The sequence below is a fragment of the Glycomyces sp. NPDC021274 genome (assembly GCF_040641195.1).
Taxonomy (GTDB): Bacteria; Actinomycetota; Actinomycetes; order Mycobacteriales; family Micromonosporaceae; genus Glycomyces.
This window is the reverse complement of record NZ_JBFADC010000017.1, coordinates 37,125-57,864: the sequence shown is the minus strand read 5'-3', so window position 1 is coordinate 57,864 and position 20,740 is coordinate 37,125. Positions and strand designations below refer to the sequence as shown.

Here is a 20,740-nt window from a genome sequence, read left to right as displayed (position 1 = left end):
CATCCGACGCGGGTCCCGGCGTCAGGTCTCGGCGATGCCGACAATGGAACGCCGCAGTGCTCAGACGTTCCGGTCCCAGATCATCCTCAGGCCGTGCAAGGTGAGGTTCGGCTCGTAGTGGGTCACGGTCTCGCACTGCTCGATCACGACCGGGGCGAGGCCGCCGGTGGCGACGACCGCGGTCGGGGTGGTGCCGAGCTCCTCGGTGATGCGGCGGACGAGACCGTCCACTTGGGCCGCGGTGCCGTAGACCATGCCCGACTGCAGGCATTCCACGGTGTTCTTGCCGATCACGCTGCGGGGCTTGACGAGCGGGATCTTGAGGAGGTTCGCGGCGCGGGAGGCGAGGGCGTCGATGGAGATCTCGATGCCGGGTGCGAAAGCGCCGCCGAGGAAGTCGCCCGTTGCGGAGATGACGTCGATGTTCGTCGAGGTCCCGAAGTCCACGGTGATGCACGGCCCGCCGTAGAGGTGGAAGGCCGCGTGCGTGTTCGCGATCCGGTCGGGTCCGGCCTCGCGCGGGTTGTCGATGCTCAGGCGCACACCGGTCTTGACGCCCGGTGCGATCTGCACGAGGTGCGCGTGCGGGTAGTAGCGCTGCACCATCTTGGCGACCTCCGCGCCCTGCTGGGGCACAGTGGACGACAGCGCGATCCCGCTCAGGTCGACGCCGTCGCCGTCCAGGAGCGCCCGGAAGGTGAGGCCCAGCTCGTCGGCGGTCGCGTGCGGGTCCGTGCGGATCCGCCACGAGTGCTTGAGGGTCTCGCCCTCGAACACGGCGAGCACCGTGTTGGTGTTCCCGATGTCGACGCACAGCAGCACGGTCATCCCCCGATCGTGAATCCTATAGGATATATGGTATAGGGTGCCTATTCCTCGAAGTCGAGGCCGATGTCCAGAATGGGCGAGGAGTGGGTGAGCGCGCCGACCGAGATGTAGTCGACGCCGGTGGCGGCGTACTCGACCACGCTGTCAAGGCTGATACGCCCGGTCGCCTCGAGCTCGGCCCGGTCGCCCACGGACTCCACGACCTCGGCGAGCTCCTTGGGGCTCATGTTGTCGCACAGCAGGAACACGGCCCCGGCGGCGACCGCTTCGAGCGCCTCGTCGAGGGTCTCGACCTCCACTTGGATGTCGATCTCGGGCTCGGCGGAGCGGACGGCGGCGAACGCCTCGCTGATGGAACCGGCCGCCTCCTTGTGGTTGTCCTTGATCATCGCCACGTCGTACAGGCCCATGCGCTTGTTGTCGCCGCCGCCGGCGCGCACCGCGTACTTCTCCAGGGCGCGCAGGCCCGGCGTCGTTTTGCGGGTGTCGAGGACGGTGGTGTGCCAGTCCGCGAGCACGTCCGCGAAGCGGCGGGTGTGGGTGGCGACGCCGCACATGCGGCACAGCAGGTTGAGGGCGGTGCGCTCGGCCGCGAGGAGCGAGCGGGTGGGGCCGGAGACGCGGGCGAGGACCTGACCGGCGCGGATGCGCGCACCTTCCTTGGCGAGGTAGGTGAACTCGATGTCGCCGGGCATGGCGTGGAAGACCGCGTGCGCGACCGGGAGCCCCGCGAGGAGCCCGTCGGCGCGGGCGGTCACGGCCACAGTGGACTTGTGCTCCGGTCCGAAGATCGACTCGGAGGTGACGTCGCGGCGGGCGTGCGAGAGGTCCTCGTCCAGGTAGTCCTGGACGGCGACGTACACGTCCTCGGGGTCGAGGCGGAGGGCGAGCAGGCGCTCGTCCAGTCCGGCCCCTCCGGGCGAAGCGGCGAATCGGCTCATGCGATGGGCTCCCAGGTGGTTTCGAGCTCCCCGTCGGAGCTGATGGAGAGGCTGAGGTGGCCGAGCCAGTCGGCCTCGGCATCGGGGTGGTCCTCGCGCCAGTGGCTGCCTCGGGTCTCGCGCCGCCGGTGGGCGGCGGCGGTGACCGCGGTGGCGACGGTCAGAAGGTTCGTGGCCTCCCATGTGGCCGGTCGCGGACGTCCGGACACATTGTCCCCCAAAGCCGTCAGCGACTCGGCGGTGGCCTCCAGTGACGACGCGGAGCGGAGCACGCCGGCACCGGCGGTCATCGCCTCCTGGATCGGCGCGCGGGAGGTCGTGGAGCAGACGTCGCCTTCGCCCTCGGGCGCCTCGGCGACGCCGGGGCTCGGCTTGTGCTCGGCGAGGTCGTCGGCGATCCGCTGCGCGAACACGAGCGCTTCGAGCAGCGAGTTGGAGGCGAGGCGGTTGGCGCCGTGCAGGCCCGTGCAGGCGGCCTCGCCGGCCGCGTAGAGCCCGGGGACGCTGGTGCGGCCGAACAGGTCCGTGCGCACGCCCCCGGAGGAGTAGTGCGCGGCGGGCGCGACCGGGATCATGTCGACGACCGGGTCGATCCCCAGCGCGCGGCAGGACGAAGTGACCGTGGGGAAGCGCGTCTCCAGCATGTCCTTGCCCAGGTGCCGGGCGTCCAGCCACACGTGCGACTGCCCCTCGGCCCGCATGCGGGCGGTGGCGGCCTTGGCGACGACGTCGCGCGGGGCGAGCTCGGCGAGCTCGTGCGCGCCGACCATGAACCGGTCGCCCGAGAAGTCGCGCAGGTGCGCGCCCTCGCCGCGGATGGCCTCGGTGATCAAGGGTTGTCGGTCCCCGCCGATACCCTCGAGGAACAACGCCGTCGGGTGGAACTGGACGAACTCGAGGTCGGTCACAGTTGCCCCGGCCCTGAGGGCCAGCGCCACACCGTCGCCGATGGACACTGAAGGGTTGGTGGTGGACTGGAAGATCTGACCGAGGCCGCCGGTGGCGAGCACGACCGCGCGGGCCTCGACGCCGCCCACGCCGTGCTCGACGCCTTCGCCGAGGACGTGGAGGCTCACGCCGGCCGTGTGGCCCTTGGCGTCGGTGAGCAGGTCGAGGACCATGGCGTGCTCGATGATGCGGATCCACGGGTCGCGCAGGACCGCGGCGTGGAGGGCGCGCTGGATCTCGGCGCCGGTGGCGTCGCCGCCGGCGTGCACGATGCGGCGGGCGCGGTGGCCGCCTTCGCGGGTGAGCTGGAGCGAGCCGTCCGGGTGCCGGTCGAACTCGGTGCCGAGGTGGATGAGGTCGGCGATGCGGGCGGGGCCTTCGGTGACGGTGACGTCGACCGCGGCCGGGTCGCAGAGGCCGACGCCGGCGATCTGGGTGTCGCGGGCGTGGGCCTCAGGGGAGTCGAGGGGGTCGAGGACGGCGGCCACGCCGCCTTGGGCCCAGCGGGTGGAGCCGTCGTCGATGCGGACCTTGGTGACCACGGTGACGTGGAATCCGGCCCGGCGCAGGTTGAGGGCGCAGGTGAGGCCGGCGACGCCGGAGCCGATGACGCACACGTCGGTGGTCTCGGTCCATGACGGGGCCGCGGCGCGCATCCGCCGCGGCAGTCGCGGCAGGTCCGGCAGTGGCACTGAGTGAGGCATGGTCGCGGGTGGCACGTGCCGTTGCCCTTCTAGCGGTGGACGCCCGGCAGCCCGGGTGCCCGTTCGATGGGTGCGCCGCCGATGGGCGCGGCGGTCGGCTCAACTGTGCCCCCGCGGGCACGGTGGGTGCCAACAGGGTGTGGCGTGCGTCCCGTTGTTCGGCGGCCGTCCCGGCCGCGAACCCGGCCGGGACGGCGCGGGCGGGTGTTCGCGGGCGCACCCGGAGCCGTGCGGCCGTCCGGTTCGCGGGCCCGGTCGATGGCCGCCGTGCGTGCCCGGCCCCGGCCTGGGCCGCTGGTCGCGGCCCCTGCCGGGCCCGGGTTCGCGTACATGTCGGTGCTAGCCCCGGTTCGCGGCGCGTCGGACGCTGTGCATCAGTTCGTCCTCGCTGCGGGTCGGACGCTGTGCATCAGTTCGTCCTCGCTGCGCGTCGGACGAAGTCGGCGAGGTCGGCGGACTGCTGGATGCGCGACTCCTCGTGGACGTACATCATGTGCCCGGCGGGGTAGGTCTTCGTCTCGATCCGCTCGCGGTCGGCGAGCGGGATCTCGAGGTGGTCGAGGGTGTACTCGATGGCCTCGATCGGGACGCCGCCGTCATAGCGGCCCATCGCGATGTGGACCTGGAGGAACGGATTGAGGCGCATGGCGTTGCCGAGCTTGCCGATGACGTCGACGGCCTCGCCCTCGAACTCCTTGTACGACCAGGGGTGCACGGCGCGGGACAGCCGCTCGTAGATGTGCTCGTTCTCGTATTCGAGCTCGGACCGCAGGTAGTACTGGAGCGCTGCCGTGTAGGGGCCGTCCGTGCCGACCAGGAACGGGTCGTACGGCATGCGCTCGTGCGTGTAGTGGTCGGCGGGCCCGGTGAACCGGGTGTCGAGGCGGCCGGTGACCAGGCGCTTGTGGCGCAGCAGCTCCGCGTAGTACCGGGTGTGCTCCAGGCGCAGGTTGGCGCGGTCGACGTAGTCCTCGCTCACCCCGGCGAGGGAGGCGATCTTCGTGACGGCGGCGGCGCGCTCCTCGGGGGTGAGGTTCTGGCCCTTGGCGAGGATGCCGCGGAACTCGTCGGCGTAGGCGCGGGCCTCGTCGACGACCGATTCGAGGCTGCGGTCCGGGTGGAGCCCGTGGTAGTGCGCGGTGGCCGCGTACGTGGGGAGGAACAGCGGGTCGGGCAGCTCGGAGCGGCTGGCGTGGTACAGCGTCTCGGTGTTGAACGCGGGGGCGATGAACATGACGCCGTTGAGGAACAGCCCGAAGCGGCTCTGGAGGTAGTCGGCGAGGGCGCCGCCGCGGGTGCCGCCGTAGGACTCGCCGATGAGGAACTTCGGGGAGAGCCAGCGGTTGTGGCGGGTGGTCCAGAGGCGGATGATCTCGCCGACGGACTCGATGTCGCGGGTGAACCCGTGGTAGTCCTTGGCCTTCTCGCCTTCGACGGCGCGCGAGAAGCCGGTCGAGACCGGGTCGATGAACACCAGGTCGGTGTGGCGCAGGAGGGACTCCTCGTTGTCGAGGAGGCCGTACGGGGGCGGGGTGAGGTTCCCGGCGTCGCCGGAGTCGACGCGGCGCGGGCCGAGGAGGCCCATGTGCAGCCAGATCGAGGAGGAGCCGGGGCCGCCGTTGAACGCAAAGGTGACGGGGCGTTCGGTGACGTCCGCGTCGTCGACGGTGTACCAGGTGATGGAGACCTCGGCCTTGGGCTTGCGGCCGTTGAACTTGTCGTCCTCGGTGATCTCCTCGCGGAGCACGATCCGACCGGTCGTGGCGGTGTAGGCGAGGTCGCCCAGGGTGTGATGGGTGGTCTTGAGGTCGTCGGCGGGTTCGGGCTTGTCGGCCTTCTTGTCGCCGGCGGCGCCGGTGTCGGCGGCCTCGTTCTTGAGTTCGTCGGTCATGAAAACAGAACTTACCGCGCGGCTAGTGGCGACGCCACAGGGTTGCCCGCGGTGCCGGGCGCGGGGTGCGCCTTGTCCGCGTTGACCTCGATGATCTCGTTGCGCTCGTTCACGTGGACCACGGTGGGGGTGAACGCGCGCGCCTCGGCGTCCTCCATCTGCGCATAGGAGATGAGGATCACCAGGTCGCCCGGTTGGACGAGGCGGGCGGCGGCGCCGTTGATGCCGATGACGCCCGAGCCGCGCTCGCCGGCGATCGTGTAGGTCTCCAGGCGGGCGCCGTTGGTGATGTCGACGATGGCGACGAGTTCGCCGTCGAGGATGTCGGCGGCGTCGAGCAGGTCCGCGTCCACGGTCACCGAGCCGACGTAGTGGAGGTCGGCCTGGGTCACGGTGGCACGGTGGATCTTGGACTTGAACATGGTCCGGATCATCGGGCGTCTCCAATAGCGGTGTGTCCCACGACAACGGGGGCGTTGTCGATCAGGCGGGTCGTGCCCGCCTTAGCGGCGATGAGCAGCCTCGCGGGCCCCTGTGCGGGGGCCTCGCCGAGGTCGGTGGCGCGGACGACGACGTAGTCGACGTCCAGGCCGGGCTCGGCGGCGAGGGTCTTCTCTGCCGCGGCGAGCGGGTCGGGCGAGGCTTGAGCGGCCTCGATGGCGCGCGGGATGGCAAGGGCGGCAGCGCGTTCGGCAGCGGAGAGGAACACGTTGCGGCTCGAACGGGCGAGCCCGTCGGGCTCGCGGTCGGTCGCCACGGCCCAGATCGCTATCCCCATGTCGAGGTCGCGGACCATGCGGCGGACCATCGCGAGCTGCTGGAAGTCCTTCTCCCCGAAGCAGGCCGCGTCGGGCCGCGTGAGGTGGAAGAGCTTCGACACGACGGTGAGCACGCCGGTGAAGAACCCCGGTCGGGAGGCGCCCTCGAGGATCTCGCCGTCCGGTCCTGCGTGGACGGTGGTGAGGCCGTCGCGGCCGTCCGGGTACATCTCGTTGACGCTCGGCGCGAACACCAGGTCCACGCCCTCGGCCTCGCACATGGCGAGGTCGGCGTCGAGTGTGCGCGGGTACGTGTCCAGGTCCTCGTTCGGCCTGAACTGCAGCGGGTTCACGAACACCGTCACGATCACCGAATCGGCGTTCTCTCTGGCGCGCTTGATGAGCGCCCGGTGGCCGTCGTGCAGCGCGCCCATCGTGGGGACGACCGCGACGCGCCCCGGCAGGGCCGCGCGGGCCTTCGCCAGCTCGGCCTTGGTGTGGACCGTGGTCGTCACGGCGTCTCCTCCTTCTCGGGCTGCGCCAGGACCTCGAGCAGCCCTTCGGCGTCGGCGCTCTTCAAGCGGCCGGAGGCGAGGGCGCGCTCGGCGGTGCGGCGGGCCATCGTCCGGTAGACGTCCTCGATCCCGGTCCCGGCCAGCGCGTCCAGGTGGCGCGCCACGGTGCCGGCGTCGCCGCGCGAGACCGGGCCGGTGAGCCCGGCGTCGCCGTGGCGCAGCGCGTTGTCGAGTGAGGCGGACACGAGCGGCGACAGGAGCCGCTGCGGGTTGGCGACGCCGATGGCGCGCAGCTGCTCGGCCGCGTCGTTCACCAGGGTCTGGAGGTGGTTGGCGGCGTAGACGAGCGCGGCGTGGTAGCGGGCGCGGTCGGCCTCGTCCACGTGCTCGGGGTCGCCGCCCATCTCCAGGACGAGCGCTTCGCCGACGAACCGGGCCTCGGCCTCGCCGGTGATCGCCCAGGAGATGCCCGCGAGGCGCTCCAGGTCCTCGTCGCGGCCGGTGAAGGTCATCGCGGGGGCCAAAGCCGCGGTGAGCGCCCCGGCGTCGCGGGCGGGCCGCAGCACGTCCGCGCCGAGCGCGCCGGAGGTGTGGACCCAGATCTGGCCCGGCCGTACGGGCAGTGAGGCGACAAGCGGCGCGATGGCGTCGTCGGGGACGGCGATGAGCACGAGCTCAGCGGCGGCGGCGACGTCAGGGGCGGGGAGGATCTCGGCGCCGGGGAGGTGGCGGGCGGCGCGGGCGCGGGAGGCGTCGGATACGGCGGAGGCGGCGACGACCCGGTGGCCGGCGCGGGTGAGGGCCGCTCCGACGACGGAGCCGACCCTGCCTGCGGAGACGACCCCGACGGCGAGCCGTGAGGCGGGCCGCTGCGGGGCTGCGCTGCGCTGCTGATCCATGTTGCTGATCCAGTCCATATAGAGGTACCGGTCAATGCTTACGCGTTAATTGTGCTTCGCAGGATCGCTGACGCCAGCCCGGGAGGCTCTGAGTGGCAATTCTCACTCGCGGACTATGGTCGGGGCCATGACGGGGTTCGAGCGCTGGGGCGCGGCGATGGCTCGGACCCTGTACGGGCCGGGCGGCTTCTACCGGCGCGAGCTGCCCGGACGCCATTTCGCGACCAGCGCGCAGACTCCTGCGTTCGCGGAGGCGATCGCGACCCTCGCGGACCAGGTCGACGCGCGCCTGGGCCGCCCCGCGGGCTTCACTGTGGTCGACGTGGGCGCGGGCGGCGGCGAGCTGCTGGAACGCCTCGCGGGGCTCCTGGACGAGCGCGTCCGCCTGGTCGCGGTGGAACTGCGGCCGAGGCCCCCGTACCTGCCGGGGCGGGTCGAATGGCGCGTGGAGCCTCCCGAGGAGATCGAGGGACTGCTCATCGCGTGCGAGCTGCTCGACAACGCGCCGTGCGACGTCGCGGTGGTCGACGGGCGCGGCCGGGTCCGGTACGAGGAGGTCGACGGGTCGGGCGAGACCCGCTTGGGCGAGCCCGTCACCGGCGCGGACGCGGCCTGGCTGGCCGAATGGTGGCCGATCTTCACCGAAGGCGAGCGCGCCGAGATAGGCGCGCCCCGTGAAGCACTGTGGCGCGACCTGACCGCGCGCCTGACGCGTGGCACGGCACTGGCGATCGACTACGGCCACTTGAAGACCAATCGTCCCGAGGCCGGCACCATGACCGGCTTCAAGGACGGCCGCGAAACCCCGCCGATCCCTGACGCCACGAGGGACATCACCGCGCACGTCGCGGTCGACGCCATCGCATGCGACCGCCTGGAAACCCAGCGGGAGGCGCTGCTGAACCTCGGCCTCGACGCGGATCTGCCGCCACTCCCGATGGCCTTCCACGACCCGGTCGGATACGCCGAGGCGCTGGCCAGGGCCGGCACCGCGGCACGCCTCACGGACCCGCAGGGCCTAGGGGCCCACTGGTGGCTCCGCACCGACCGGGACCTGCGATGACACCGCGCCGGGCCGGTCAGAGCCGGGCGATGATGAGGGAGATGTCGTCGGGCGCGCCGCCCGCCACGCCGAGCTCGTCGAGCACCACGTCGGCCATCTGCCGCGGGGCGAGGTCGCAGTGGCGGGTCAGGGTCTCGCAGAGCCGGTTCAGGCCTGCGTCGATGTCCTCGTCCCGCCGTTCGATCAGCCCGTCCGTGTAGAGCACGAGGGTGTCTCCCGCGGAGTAGGGCTGCCCGGCCTGCGAGCAGGGGACGTGCTGCGGGCGGGCGCCGAGCGGAGGGTCGAGGGCCTGGCTCAGCAGGTCGCATCGGCCGTCCGGGTGCACGAGCGCCGGCGGCGGGTGCCCGGAGTTGCTGTAGATGATCAGTCCGCTCGAGGGGTCGACCAGCGCCTCGACGGAGGTGGAGTTCAGTGCGCCCTCCATCGAGCGGGCGTACAGGGCGAGGACTTCGAGGGCGTGGGCGGGCCGTTCCAGGGCGCGGATGGCGGCGTTCAGCACGCTGCGGAGCATGCCCATGACCGCGGCGGCCTCCAGGCCGTGGCCGACGACGTCGCCGACCCCTACGGCGAAGCGGCCGCCTGACAGGTCGACCACGTCGTACCAGTCGCCGCAGACGTTCAGGCTCTCGGTGGCGGGCAGGTACCGCACCGCGATGTCGGTGTGCTTCTCGAGGTCCGGGGTCAGCAGCATGGCCTTCTGGAGTGTGACGGCGACCTGGTGGTCGCGCAGGTTGGCCTGGCTCAGCTCCACATTGTGGTTCTGGAGCTCGCGGGCCCGTTCGAAGAGCTCGGCCTCTCGCGCCATCGCCGCGGAGGGGACCTCGGCCCGCAGGGGGTGGCCGGAGTCGTGGGACTGGACGAACGCCGTCACGTCCTCCGCTCTGATGAGGATCCACTCGACCGGGCCGTTCGGACCGGCGATCGGCGAGTTGATGAGCGACCACCAGCGTTCCTCGAATGCGGAGGTGCCGTCGATGGGGACGTCGTACTTCTGCAGGGCCATGGTGTGCTGCCGCCCGGTCTCCAGGACCCAGTTCAGCGAGGTCCTGACGCTCCGCTCGTTGCTGGCTTCGGGATCGGGGAAGACGTCGAAGAGGGGGCGCCCGACCAGTTCGTCGCGGCTCTTGCCGGTGGCCGACGTGTAGGCCGTGTTGGCGGCGACGATCGTGAAGGTCCGGTCGATGACCACGCACGGGGTCGGCATCGCCGCGAACAGTGCAACGTAGTCCAGATCCGCCATTTCAGACAACCCCTGCGTCCCGGGCGCTGCAGCCTTGCCCTTCGGTCCCTTCTGTCACTGTATACGCCGGTGGGTCGGGGAAAGGGCAACACGGAAATGCGCCGCACGGACCCGGGCCCGGGGGCGCACTGGCGGCGCCGCACCAGCCGCAGCGGCCGAGCAGTCATGACAATCATTGGCGATCGCCGGTCGCCGGGGTTCAGACCGTGGCGGCGGTCTTCTCGATCTTTCGGTATTCGCTGGGGCTCTTCCCTTTTCGCCGCTTGAACGCGTTGCTGAAGCCGAACTGGTCGGCGTAGCCGATCCTGCGGGCCACTTGGGCGACAGTGAGATCGGGGTCGGCGAGGAGTTCTTCGGCGAGCTGCATGCGCCATTCGGTGAGGTACGTGAGCGGCGGTTCGCCCATGATCTCGTTGAAGCGCTTGGCGAGCAGTGCACGGGAGACGCCCGCCTCGCCCGCCAGGTCGGCCACGGTCCAGGGGTTCTCGGGTCGAGTGTGGATCGCTTCGAGCGCCGGGCCCGCGATTGGATCGGAGAAGCCGCGGTACCAGACCGGGGCCTGCCGGCCCTGCTGGTCGAACCAGGTGCGAAGGGTGCAGACGAGGCCCCAGTCGAAGAGGCGGTCGATGAACGCCTGCGTGCCGGGCTTGCGGCTGCCGATGTCGATCACGCAGGCGTCGAGCCAGACGCAGATGTCGGAGTCGTCGTCGATCACCAGGACCGGCGGGAGGGCGCGCATGAGGCGTTCGTGGCGGCGTCCGGAAGCGCGGTAGGCGCCCACGAACAGCGCGGTCGGGTTGCCGTCGGCCGCAACGGGAGTCGGGGGGTCGAGCTCGGCGCAGGCCTCGGGGTCGAAGCAGGTGAGCCAGTAGTCGAGGTGCGGGCGGTCGACGGACGCGGCCTCGTCGGCCATGCGGAACGGCTCGCCGCCGGTCACGACCGCGGTCTGCCCGGCCTTGAGCTCGACCCGGGTGCCGTCGGCCAGCATGATGACGCCGCCGCCGCGGGCCACGGTGACCATGGTCAGCGGCGCCCGGTCGTCGAAGCTGACCACCCAGGGCGCCTTGAGGATCGCGTCGCTGAGGATCGCGCCTTCCGCGCGGATGCCACCGAGGAGTTCACTGAGCGGGTCCATACGCCAATCGTAGACGAACTCGCATGGATCGGAGCGTCACGGCCATCGCGCGTCTAAGCGATCGAGGCTGTACTGGATACCAGGCACCGCAACCACCTGGAGCACACCATGACCGCGAAAACCGCACTCGTCGTCGTCGCACACCACCGCGCCGACTCCCTGACCGTCCGCATCGGCGACGTCGCCGCCGCCCGCCTCAAAGAGGCCGGATACGCGATCGACCTGCTCAACCTGCAGGCCGAGGGCTTCGACCCCCGCATGACCGTCGCGGACCAGCCCGACTGGGACGACCGCGACAAGGCCTACTCCCCCGAGGCGCAGTCCCATATGGAGCGCATCCTCGCCGCCGACCTGATCGTCCCGGTGTTCCCGGTCTACTGGAACGCCCCGCCCGCCCTCCTCAAGGGATGGATCGACCGGGTCTGGAACTACGGCTTCTCGTACGGCCGCAGCAAGCCCCGCCTCGCCGGGAAGCAGATGCTGTGGATCGGCACCGCCGGCGCCGCCGAGGGCGACGACTACTGGGCCTCGCTCCAGAACATCCTCGACCTCACCCTGCGCGACGGCGTCTCGTACTACAACGGGATCACCGAGGCCGCCGTCGAGATCCTGCCCGACGCCGAAGGCGAGCCGCAGATCGTGGACGCCGCCGGCAACTTCACCAAGGGCGAGGCCCTCACGGGCGAGCAGCGCACCGCCCACTACGAGGCACTCGAACGGCGGGCCGTCGAACGCGTCGAGAAGTTCCTGGGATAGCAGGAGCGCCCGGTACCCCTTGCGCTGCAACGGGTACCGGGCCGCATTCACGCCAGTCGCAGCGCCCCCGCGGGGCACAGGCGCACCGCGTCGGCCACCTCGTCGTCGCGGTCTTCGGCCTCATCGGCCAGGAGCACGACCCGGCCGTCCTCGTCGTCCTGGTCGAAGTACTCGGGCGCAGTCAGCGCGCACATCCCCGAACTCGCGCACGCCTCCGTGTCGGCGATGATCCTCACCATGGCCCCTCCCTACCAGGTCACCGGCAGTTCGGCGACACCATAGAAGCTCTGCCCGGTCACCAGCGGCACCTCCGCGGCCGGGACGGCGAGCCGCAGGCCCGGGAACCGCTCGATGAGCCCGGCGAACGCGATGCGCATCTCCATGCGCGCCAGCTGCTGCCCCAGGCACTGGTGCACGCCGTGCCCGAACGTCAAGTGTCCCTTGGCGTCACCGGTCACGTCCAGCTTGTCGGGCTCGATGAAGTGCGCCTCGTCGCGGTTCGCGGTCTGCACCGAGACCGTGACGTACTCGCGCGCCTTGATCTGGTGCCCTTCGAACTCCATGTCCTCCTTCACCTGCCGGATGAGTCCGGTGTGGATGATCGTGAGGTACCGCAGCAGCTCCTCGACCCCGCCGGCCATCAGCTCGGGCCGCGCCCGCAGCAGCTCCCACTGGTCGCGGTTCTCCAAGAGCGCCATGGTGCCCAGGGCCAGCATCTTCGCGGTCGTCTCGTGCCCCGCGACGAGCAGCAGGATCGCCATGCCCGCGACCTCATTGTCGTCGAGCTCCGGGTCGGCGGCGAGGTCGGAGAGCACGTCGTCGGTGGGCTCGGCCCGCTTGGCCGCGATCAGTTCGCCGAGAAATGCGAACAGGTTCAGGATGGCGGCCTCTTTGCCCCCGCCGGTCTCGTCGTTGGTGAAGATCGCCCGGCTGTCCGCCTCGAAGCGCTCGCGCTGGTCGTAGGGGACGCCGAGCAGTTCGCAGATCATCATGGCGGGCACGGGGACCGCGAAGTCGGCGACGAGGTCGGCGGGTCTCGGCCCGGCCGCGAGGGCGTCGAGGCGGTCCTGCACATGCGCGGCGATGCGCGGTTCGAGCTGCTTCATGCGCTTGACGGTGAACACGCCGGTGAGCTTGCGGCGCAGTCGGGTGTGGTCGGGCGGGTCCATCTCGATGAACATGCCGGGGGTGAGCGGGAAGTCGCCCTCGAAGTCGAGGTAGCCCTCGAGGCCGGGCATCGGGATGGGCACCTGGGCCGGGCTGCCGAGCGTGGAGCTGAACCGGGTGTCGGCCAGGACCTTGCGGGCGAGGCGGTGGCTGGTGACGAGCCAGCCGAGGCGGCCTTCGGGGTAGTAGCGCATCCGCCGCATCTCGGACCCGCGGTGCAGGGCCATGACGGCGGCGGGCGGGTCGAACGGGTGGTCGCGTTCGAGCGGGATGCCGTAGGGCACTGCCTCTGCGGTGTCGGGGGCGCTGGTTTCAGGCGTGCTGTCGGGTGCTGACATGGCTGCCTCCTCGGTGGTGTGCGATCGCGGCTTGCACGATCTACGTATATATAGGCTATACGTATATGCGTGGATCGTGCAAGCCGCCCCTCACCCCGCGAGCAGTTTGTCGACCGCCTCGTCCGCCTGGGCGAGCAGGGCCGCGTAGTGGCGCTCGCGCTCCGCGCCGTGGAGGCCCTTCGCCTCGCTGTCGAACAGGGCTCGGGTGTGCACGTCCGTGACGTCGCAGAACTCGCTGGTCCCGCGCCGCAGCGCCCCGTCGAGCAGCGCGCGGGTGAGGTCCGAATTCGGGTCGTCTTCGGTGAGGCCGGCGAGCCCGAGCCACAGCATCCGCTTGCCCGCCATGGGCTTCTCGCGCCGCCCGTAGGTCAACCCGTAGTTCCAGACCCGGTCGATCCAGCCTTTCAGCAAGGCGGGCAGACCGAACCACCACACCGGGAACACGGCGGCGACGAGGTCGGCGGCCAGGAGCCGCTCGGCGTGGGCGTGCACCTCCGGCGAGTACCGCTTGTCGCGGTCGCCGTAGTCCGGCTCGTCCTCGACCCGGTTGCGCGGGTCGAAGCCCTCGGCGTGCAGGTCGAGCAGGTCGACGCGGTACCCGGCGGCCTCGAGGCGGTCCGCCGTGCGGCGCGCGAGGACCGCGGTGAGCGAATCGGCGCGGTGGTGGGCGAAAACGACGAGGGCCGTGGGCTTGTCCATGCGGGTCTCCTTCCGGGTGCCGCCACTGCGGCGGCGCCCCTTCAGTACAACCCGAACGCCGTGGACGAACCATGGTCGAGAGATGGCGAAACCTTCGCGATCGTCTACCGTTGCGGCATGGATCCGCTCAGCGACATGCTCGCCGACATCCGCGCCGAGGGCGCCGCGGTGCACCAGGCCGCGCTCGACCCGCCCTGGCGACTGCACGGCGACGGGGAGGCGCCGCTGACGATGGTCACCCTCGTCGCCGGCAGCGCCGCGCTCGTCCTGCGCGACGGCACGACCCGCCCGCTCACCACGGGATCCACCGCGATCGTCCGCGAGCCCTTCGACCTCGTCGATGCTCTGTCCACACTGGACCGACCGATTCCGGCCGTGTCCATAGGCGCAGCATCACAAGGAGAACGGGACGTGCTCATCGCCGGGGCCTACCGTCCCGCGAGCGCCCGGCACCAGCGGCTCCTCCGTGCACTGCCCGCGGCGCTCGTCTTGGACGAGGAGGTCGAGGACGTGCTCTGGCTCCACTCCATGCGCGACGCCCTCACCCGGGCGAAGGCGCCCGGCGGGCAGGCCATGCTCGACCGCATCCTCGACTGGGGGCTCGTGTGCACCCTCGGCTGCTGGTTCGAGCGCCAGGAGGCGGCCGCCCCCGGCTGGTACCTGGGCGCGCTCGACCCCGTCACCGGCCCCGCGCTCGAGGCGATCCACCGCCACCCCGACCGGGCCTGGACCGTGGCGTCGCTGGCCGCCCGCGCGAACGTCTCGCGCGCGCACTTCGCCAAGCGCTTCACCGAGGTCATGGCGCAGCCGCCGCTGCGGTACGTCGCCGAGCGCCGCATGGAGCTCGCCGCCGACCTGCTCGCCGATCCGGGGGTCCCGGTGGCCGCGGCCGCCGCCGCGGTCGGCTACCGCGATCCGTTCGCGTTCTCCACCGCGTTCAAGCGCCACCGGGGCCTGAGCCCCCGCGATTACCGCTCACAGCGGATGCGATGACATCGAAGCCGGTCACAGCCGTGCCACGAGCCAGCCGATGCCGGCGAGCAGGGCGATGAGGGCGAAGAAGACGTAGATCGCCAGCTCGACCCATTCGCTCGCCGAGCTCGGACGCCAGAAGCGCCTGCGCTGCCGCCCGGGTTCGTTCCGGTCAGGGGTGTCGTTCATGCGTCCAGGGTAGGCAGTGGACCCCACCGAATCCAACACCGCAAATGACTTTGACGCAGTGCCGTTAACCGCACAGAATCGACCCATGGGATTCGTAGACCTCTCGGGCGTGCGGTTCGGCCTCAGCGACGGCACCACATTGTTCGACGAGGTGTCGTTCCGTGTCGGCGAAGGCGCGAAAGTCGCGCTCATCGGCGCGAACGGAGCGGGCAAGACCACCCTGCTGAACATCGTCACCGGACTGCTCGCGCCGCAGGCGGGCACGGTCGCGCACGCGGGCGGGCTGGGCGTCATGCGCCAGCTCGTGGGCATGCGCGAAGGCGAGCGGCCCCTGCGGCACCTCGCGGTGGACCTGGCCCCGCCGCCGGTGCGGGCGGTCGCCGCGCGGCTGGCGAAGGCCGAGGCCCGCATGGCCGCCTCGTACGGGACGGAGAAGGACCAGCTCGCGTACGCGCAGGCCCTCGCCGACTGGGGCGAGGCAGGAGGCTACGAGTTCGACGTGCTGTGCGACACGGTCGCGGTCGCGATCCTCGGCCAGTCCTGGGAAGCGGTCAAGGATCGTCCCCTCAGGACGCTCTCGGGCGGGGAGCAGAAGCGGTTCGCGCTCCAGCTGCTCCTGCAGGGCCGCGACGAGGTGCTGGTGCTCGACGAGCCGGACAACTTCCTCGACGTGCCCGCGAAACGCGAACTGGAGCAGGCGATCCGCGACTCGGACAAGTCGATCCTGTTCGTCTCGCACGACCGCGAGGTGCTCGCGAACGCCGCGAGTTCGATCGTGACGCTCGAGGCCGGCACGACCTGGACGCACGGCGGCGGGTTCGCGACCTGGCACGAGGCCCGCGCGTCGCGCCACGAGCGGTTCGAGGAGCTGCGGCGCCGCTGGGACGAGGAGCACAAGAAGCTGCGCGAGCTCATGCTCATGTACAAGAACAAGGCCGCGTACAACTCCGACATGGCCTCCCGGTACCGGGCCGCGCAGACGCGCCTCCAGAAGTTCGAGCAGGCCGGGCCGCCGCCGTCGCCCCCGCGGGAGCAGGACATCCGCGTGAAGCTCGAGGGCGGGAGGACCGGCAAGCGCGCCGTCATCTGCGAGCAGCTCGAGCTGGAGGACCTGACGTTCCCGTTCGACCTCGAGGTCTGGTACGGCGACCGCGTCGCGGTACTGGGCGCCAACGGAACCGGGAAGAGCCACTTCCTGCGGCTGCTCGCGCAGGGCGGCTCCGACCCCGAGGCCGGGCTCAACGCGAAGCGCAGCCTGGACCCCGTGCGGCACAACGGCGTCGCGCGCCTCGGCGCGCGCGTCTACCCTGGTCACTTCTCGCAGACGCACGAGCATCCGGAGTTCGACGGCCGCACGCTGCGCGAGATCCTGTGGGAGGGCGATGAGGACCGGCCCTCGCTCGACCGGTCGAAGGCCATGAGCGCCCTCAACCGCTACGAGCTCACTGCACAGTCCGAACAGGACTTCAAGACCCTGTCGGGCGGCCAGCAGGCGCGGTTCATGGTGCTCATGCTGGAGCTCTCGGGCGCGACCTGCCTGCTCCTGGACGAACCCACGGACAACCTCGACCTCGCGTCGGCCGAAGCGCTCGAGCAGGGCCTGAAGGCCTTCGACGGGACCGTCCTCGCCGTCACCCACGACCGCTGGTTCACGCGCGGCTTCGACCGCTTCGTGGTCTTCCGGCGCGACGGTGAAGTGATCGAGTCGGACGAGCCGGTCTGGGACGTGCGGTAGCAAAGCGCGACCGGGACGCCGCTGGTGGAACGGCGACCCGGCCGCGCGTCTAGTGCCCCCTAAAGGGACTTCGGGCGATGCAGGTCATTGCGCCGCAACGGGTGCCCGCGAATGATGCGATTCACCAGTTGACGGGCAGCGTGTGGACCCCGTACACGGCCATGTCGCTGCGCATCGGGATCTCCTCGGACGGCACGGCCAGCCGCAGCTCGGGAAAGGCCTCGATGAGCTTCGCGAAGCCGATCCGCATCTCCACGCGCGCGAGCTGCTGGCCCACGCACTGGTGGACGCCGTGCCCGAAGGCCATGTGCCCCTGGGCGTCACGGCCGACATCGAGGACGCCGGGCTCCTCGTACCGGCGCGGGTCGCGGTTGGCGGTCTGGAGCACCACCGTGACGTGCTGGCCCGCGCGGATGCGCCGGCCGTCGATCTCCGCGTCCTCTTTCGCGATGCGCATGACCCCGTTGTGCGCCACCGTGAGGTACCGCAGCAGCTCCTCGACCGCACCGGGCACGAGTCCGGGGTCGACGCGCAGCCGGGCGAGCTGGGCCGGGTGCTCGAGCAGCGCGAACGTGCCCAGGGCGAGCATGTTCGCGGTGGTCTCGTGCCCGGCGACCAGCAGGATCAGGGCGATGCCGGCGGCCTCGACCTCGTGGATGTCGGCGTCGGCGGCCAGGGCGCTGAGCATGTCGTCGCCGGGTTCGGCGCGCTTGGCCGGGACGAGCGCCGTGAGGTACCCGAACAGCTCGGCCATCGACTTGTTGCGCTCCTCGACCGAGCGGGAGAGGTCGAGCATGTCTGCCGAGTTCCGTTGGAACGCTTCGCGGTCGGCGTACGGGACGCCGAGCATCTCGCAGATGACGAGCGAGGGCACGGGGAGTGCGAACTCGCGTACCAGGTCGGCGCCGGGTCCGGCCGCGCGCAGGGCGGCGATGCGTGCATCGACGATGTCGGCGATGCGCGGCTCGAGGTCCTTCATGCGCTTGACGGTGAAGACCCCGGTGACCTTGCGGCGCAGGCGGGTGTGCTCGGGCGGGTCGAAGAAGAGGAAGAACCCGGGCGGGACCTGCTCGGAGATCGAGACGAACACGTGCGGGAGCTCGGTGGGGGAACGGGTGAACCGCTCACCGGTGGCGAAGCGGGGGTCGGCGAGGACCTTGCGGGCCTCGGCGTGCCCGGTGACGAGCCAGCCTTCGACGCCGTCGGGGTAGTACTTCATGGGGCGCAGGGGCTCGGCCTGCATCGCCATGAGCCCGGTGGGCGGGTCGTAGCGGGTCTCACGCCGGTACGGCATGCCGTAGGGCACGTCTTGGAGGTCGGCATCGGCCGGGTCTTGCACTGGCATGGGGAACTCCCGGGAGTGCGGCAGCACGGTCGCCGAAGCCCGAACCGGTTGCGGCGCAGCACGTTCCGTGCAAGCCGTGGTCGATCAAGGCTTCGTGGTCCCCACCACATCGGAGCTTAGGGCCGGAGGCGCCGGCGCGCAACGCCTCCGGGCGTTCCTGTCAGTAACCCGACACGGATCGTGCGCACGCGTGTGCCTGCGGCCTACGGGAGTTCGAGGAGTGCCTCGATGTACTGGGCGACGCCGTCGTCGTTGTTGCCCGCCGGGGCGATCTCGGAGGCGGCGGCCTGGACCCACGGGTGGCCGTTGGGCATCGCGACGGAGTGGCCGGCGGCCTCCATCATGCTCAGGTCGTTGGTGGCGTCGCCGAAGACGAGCACGTCCGCCCAGTCGATGCCGAACTTGTCGAGCACGACCTGGATGCCGGCGGCCTTGGTGACGCCGACCGGGCAGACCTCGAGCATGCCGACGCCGGACTCGGTGACGGTGACGAGCGAGGGGTCGATGACGTCTTTCGCGGCGACCAGCAGCTCGGGCCCGGTGTACTCGTCGGACACGAAGTAGCCCTTGACCATCGGTCCGGTGAACGCGATCTCGCGCGGCGCGGTCTCGAGGGTGACGGCCGTCCACGGCCAGTCGGGCATGGGGTCGCCGGTGATGTGCTTCGCGGGGTCGGCGGGCTCGGCGAGGGCGCGCACGGGGCCGACCTCGGCCTCGATCAGGCGCAGCGCCTCGAGGAGGACCGAGCCTTCGACGGAGCGGTCGGCGAGCTCGACGACGGTGTCGTCGTACCGGCATTCGTAGACGAACGCGCCCTGGCCGAGCACGAGGAAGTCGGCGGAGGGGATGTCGTTGCGGCAGAGCTCGAGCAGCCGCGGTCCGCGGCCGGTCGCGCCCACGAGGATGACGCCCGCGGCGGCGAGGCGCTTGAGCGCGGCCATGGTGCGCGGGGAGACGGTCTCGTCGGAGCGGACGACGGTGCCGTCGAGGTCCGTCGCCACGAGCCGGGGTGCCCGGTCCAGCTGGATCATGTGTCCTCCATTGGTCGTCTCGCTGCGTTCCGCCGTGCCGATCGGCGTCGCCTGCGGGGGTGACGCTGCCGCATCGGTCGATGCGGCGTCTGCGGCCCGCCCGGGCCCGCGCGGCGCGGCGGCCCTCAGAACCACCGCGACAGCACCTTCGCCACCCCGTCCTCCCACACCGAGGGGGCGACCTCGTCGGCTGCGGCCCGCACGTCAGGGGCCGCCTGGCCCATCGCCACGGACCAGCCCGCCCACGCGAACATGGTGAGGTCGTTGTGGGCGTCGCCGAAGACGACGGTGTCGGACGATGATACGCCGTAGTGGGCCGCGATTCGGGCGATGCCGGTGGCCTTGCTGATTCCGGGCGGTCCGATGTCGACCCAGCCGTTGTAGCCGACCTCGACGTGGTAGTCGGCGGCGTCCAGGGCCGCGCCGGCGGCGAGGCGCATCGCCTGCGGGCAGCGCACGGGCCCGCCGTAGGCGTTGGTGGATTCGACGCGGGCGACCAGGCGCGGGGCCGGGCGCGAGACGAGCTCCTCGATGGTGATCTCCCCGGCCCAGCGGGCGGGGAAGTCGCGGCGGAAGCCCTTGGTGTGCCACCAGCCGTCGAGGTCCCATTCGACCGCGAACTCGACGGACGGGTTGGAGCCGATGAGCGACTCGACCGCGATGGCGGCGTCGACGGTGGCCTGGTGCGAGATCGCGCGGGCGCCGAGGTCGTATTCGCCGGCGCCGTGCGAAGCGGAGGCGAAGCCCTCGTCGAGCCCCAGGTCGTCGGCGGTGCGCACGGCGCCCCAGATGGCGCGGCCGGTGACCACGGCGACGGGCACGCCGGCGTCGCGCACGGCCTGGAGGGCGTCGATCACCGCTCGGCTGGGCCTGGTCGACGGCGGGCCGCCGCCGGGCTTGGACGGCTTCGTCTCGTGGTAGTCCACGACCGTGCCGTCGAGGTCGACGGCCACGAGCTCGGGGGGCGTCTGGCGGGGCTCGGCCGGGGCGGGGGTCAGGGCGGTGTCTGGCACGTCTCAACCGTAGCCCCGCTTGAGTGAACGGAAGGGTACCGAGCGTTTGAACTCACGCCGCCGCCCTCATGACAAGCTGCAATCACACCAAACCCACCCACCGGGGCGGCTTGCGGCATACGGTTCGTCTATGGGCGAGATCATGATCGAACGCGTCTACGACTACCGCGAGGACCCGCAGCGGGCCGGGGCGGTCTTCCTGGTCGACCGGCTGTGGCCGCGCGGCGTCAGCAAAGAGGACCTCGATGGGGTCACCTGGGCGCAGGACGCCGCGCCGTCGCCGAACCTGCGGATCTGGTTCGGCCACATGGCCGACCGCTTCGAGGAGTTCACCGGCCGCTACCGCAGCGAGCTCGACGGCCACCCCGAGCGCGCCGACCCGCTCCTGGAAGCGGCGAGATCGGGCCCGGTGACCCTCCTCTACGCCGCCAAGGACCCGGAAGTGAACCACGCACTGGTCCTCAAGGCGTGGCTCGAAGAGCAACTGGCCGAACCCGAATAGCCTTCGATCCCGTCGGACCCCCCTGTCAGGTTTGTTGAACCGGGGGCCCGCAAGTTCGTAGGGGCTCACGG

General features: G+C 71.1%; 21 protein-coding genes. 5 read left to right on the top strand and 16 right to left on the bottom strand.

Annotated features, from left to right (window positions below; genetic code table 11):
• Positions 1 to 60: 60 nt before the first annotated feature.
• The 7 genes from AB0I03_RS24845 to AB0I03_RS24815 form a co-directional block, all read right to left on the bottom strand.
• A complete protein-coding gene (locus tag AB0I03_RS24845; protein ID WP_360416812.1) occupies positions 61 to 822 on the bottom strand; it encodes a type III pantothenate kinase in 762 nt (253 codons plus the stop codon).
• A gap of 47 nt (positions 823 to 869) precedes the next feature.
• The gene (nadC, locus tag AB0I03_RS24840; protein ID WP_360416792.1) at positions 870 to 1,769 is read right to left on the bottom strand and encodes a carboxylating nicotinate-nucleotide diphosphorylase; all 900 of its coding nucleotides are present in this window, start codon (positions 1,767 to 1,769) and stop codon (positions 870 to 872) included.
• The gene (locus AB0I03_RS24835; RefSeq protein ID WP_360416790.1) at positions 1,766 to 3,421 is read right to left on the bottom strand and encodes an L-aspartate oxidase; all 1,656 of its coding nucleotides are present in this window, start codon (positions 3,419 to 3,421) and stop codon (positions 1,766 to 1,768) included. Before AB0I03_RS24835 ends, nadC begins: the two co-directional genes overlap by 4 nt.
• A 409-nt stretch (positions 3,422 to 3,830) precedes the next feature.
• Positions 3,831 to 5,312, bottom strand: a complete 1,482-nt coding sequence (locus AB0I03_RS24830; protein ID WP_360416788.1) for a peptidase S10 — start codon at positions 5,310 to 5,312, stop codon at positions 3,831 to 3,833.
• Positions 5,313 to 5,323: 11 nt separating this feature from the next.
• Entirely contained in the window at positions 5,324 to 5,746 is a 423-nt protein-coding gene (gene panD, locus AB0I03_RS24825) for an aspartate 1-decarboxylase (RefSeq protein ID WP_360416786.1), read from the bottom strand.
• Positions 5,743 to 6,585, bottom strand: a complete 843-nt coding sequence (panC, locus tag AB0I03_RS24820; protein ID WP_360416784.1) for a pantoate--beta-alanine ligase — start codon at positions 6,583 to 6,585, stop codon at positions 5,743 to 5,745. The genes panD and panC overlap by 4 nt, the downstream gene beginning before the upstream one ends.
• Positions 6,582 to 7,484 (bottom strand): DUF2520 domain-containing protein, encoded by a 903-nt coding sequence (locus tag AB0I03_RS24815; protein ID WP_360416782.1) that lies wholly within the window; start codon positions 7,482 to 7,484, stop codon positions 6,582 to 6,584. Before AB0I03_RS24815 ends, panC begins: the two co-directional genes overlap by 4 nt.
• 127 nt (positions 7,485 to 7,611) lie before the next feature.
• Between AB0I03_RS24815 and AB0I03_RS24810 the strand changes: the two genes are divergently transcribed.
• The gene (locus AB0I03_RS24810; protein WP_360416780.1) at positions 7,612 to 8,547 is read left to right on the top strand and encodes an SAM-dependent methyltransferase; all 936 of its coding nucleotides are present in this window, start codon (positions 7,612 to 7,614) and stop codon (positions 8,545 to 8,547) included.
• A 16-nt stretch (positions 8,548 to 8,563) separates the two neighbouring features.
• Here the strand turns inward: AB0I03_RS24810 and AB0I03_RS24805 are convergent, their stop codons facing one another.
• Both AB0I03_RS24805 and AB0I03_RS24800 read right to left on the bottom strand, forming a co-directional pair.
• Complete coding sequence (locus tag AB0I03_RS24805; protein WP_360416778.1) at positions 8,564 to 9,787, bottom strand: SpoIIE family protein phosphatase; 1,224 nt, start codon at positions 9,785 to 9,787, stop codon at positions 8,564 to 8,566.
• Between the two features lie 199 nt (positions 9,788 to 9,986).
• A complete protein-coding gene (locus AB0I03_RS24800; RefSeq protein ID WP_360416776.1) occupies positions 9,987 to 10,922 on the bottom strand; it encodes an AraC family transcriptional regulator in 936 nt (311 codons plus the stop codon).
• 108 nt (positions 10,923 to 11,030) lie between these two features.
• On the opposite strand from AB0I03_RS24800, the gene AB0I03_RS24795 reads away from it, so the two are divergent.
• Complete coding sequence (locus AB0I03_RS24795) at positions 11,031 to 11,678, top strand: NAD(P)H-dependent oxidoreductase (protein ID WP_360416774.1); 648 nt, start codon at positions 11,031 to 11,033, stop codon at positions 11,676 to 11,678.
• A 47-nt stretch (positions 11,679 to 11,725) separates the two neighbouring features.
• On the opposite strand, the gene AB0I03_RS24790 is transcribed toward AB0I03_RS24795, so the two are convergent.
• From AB0I03_RS24790 to AB0I03_RS24780, 3 genes are all read right to left on the bottom strand, one after another.
• The gene (locus AB0I03_RS24790) at positions 11,726 to 11,917 is read right to left on the bottom strand and encodes a ferredoxin (protein ID WP_360416772.1); all 192 of its coding nucleotides are present in this window, start codon (positions 11,915 to 11,917) and stop codon (positions 11,726 to 11,728) included.
• 9 nt (positions 11,918 to 11,926) lie between these two features.
• The gene (locus AB0I03_RS24785; RefSeq protein WP_360416770.1) at positions 11,927 to 13,183 is read right to left on the bottom strand and encodes a cytochrome P450; all 1,257 of its coding nucleotides are present in this window, start codon (positions 13,181 to 13,183) and stop codon (positions 11,927 to 11,929) included.
• 90 nt (positions 13,184 to 13,273) lie between these two features.
• Positions 13,274 to 13,882, bottom strand: a complete 609-nt coding sequence (locus AB0I03_RS24780) for an NAD(P)H oxidoreductase (RefSeq protein ID WP_360416768.1) — start codon at positions 13,880 to 13,882, stop codon at positions 13,274 to 13,276.
• Positions 13,883 to 13,999: 117 nt separating this feature from the next.
• On the opposite strand from AB0I03_RS24780, the gene AB0I03_RS24775 reads away from it, so the two are divergent.
• A complete protein-coding gene (locus AB0I03_RS24775; protein ID WP_360416766.1) occupies positions 14,000 to 14,875 on the top strand; it encodes an AraC family transcriptional regulator in 876 nt (291 codons plus the stop codon).
• A 12-nt stretch (positions 14,876 to 14,887) separates the two neighbouring features.
• Here the strand turns inward: AB0I03_RS24775 and AB0I03_RS24770 are convergent, their stop codons facing one another.
• Entirely contained in the window at positions 14,888 to 15,043 is a 156-nt protein-coding gene (locus tag AB0I03_RS24770; protein WP_360416764.1) for a hypothetical protein, read from the bottom strand.
• Positions 15,044 to 15,128: 85 nt separating this feature from the next.
• On the opposite strand from AB0I03_RS24770, the gene AB0I03_RS24765 reads away from it, so the two are divergent.
• Positions 15,129 to 16,778: an ATP-binding cassette domain-containing protein gene (locus tag AB0I03_RS24765; RefSeq protein ID WP_360416762.1), complete on the top strand. Its 1,650-nt coding sequence runs from the start codon at positions 15,129 to 15,131 to the stop codon at positions 16,776 to 16,778.
• 121 nt (positions 16,779 to 16,899) lie between these two features.
• On the opposite strand, the gene AB0I03_RS24760 is transcribed toward AB0I03_RS24765, so the two are convergent.
• The 3 genes from AB0I03_RS24760 to AB0I03_RS24750 all read right to left on the bottom strand — a co-directional run bounded on the left by AB0I03_RS24760 (position 16,900) and on the right by AB0I03_RS24750 (position 20,167).
• Positions 16,900 to 18,123, bottom strand: coding sequence for a cytochrome P450 (locus AB0I03_RS24760; protein WP_360416760.1), 1,224 nt, complete (start codon positions 18,121 to 18,123; stop codon positions 16,900 to 16,902).
• Positions 18,124 to 18,326: 203 nt separating this feature from the next.
• A complete protein-coding gene (locus tag AB0I03_RS24755) occupies positions 18,327 to 19,154 on the bottom strand; it encodes an HAD family hydrolase (RefSeq protein WP_360416758.1) in 828 nt (275 codons plus the stop codon).
• Positions 19,155 to 19,279: 125 nt separating this feature from the next.
• Positions 19,280 to 20,167 carry an HAD family hydrolase gene (locus tag AB0I03_RS24750; RefSeq protein ID WP_360416756.1) on the bottom strand — a complete coding sequence of 296 codons (888 nt, stop codon included), beginning with the start codon at positions 20,165 to 20,167 and terminating at the stop codon, positions 19,280 to 19,282.
• Between the two features lie 130 nt (positions 20,168 to 20,297).
• Here AB0I03_RS24750 and AB0I03_RS24745 point away from each other — a divergent pair, with 130 nt between their 5' ends.
• Complete coding sequence (locus AB0I03_RS24745) at positions 20,298 to 20,669, top strand: DUF488 family protein (protein WP_360416754.1); 372 nt, start codon at positions 20,298 to 20,300, stop codon at positions 20,667 to 20,669.
• Positions 20,670 to 20,740 lie beyond the last annotated feature (71 nt).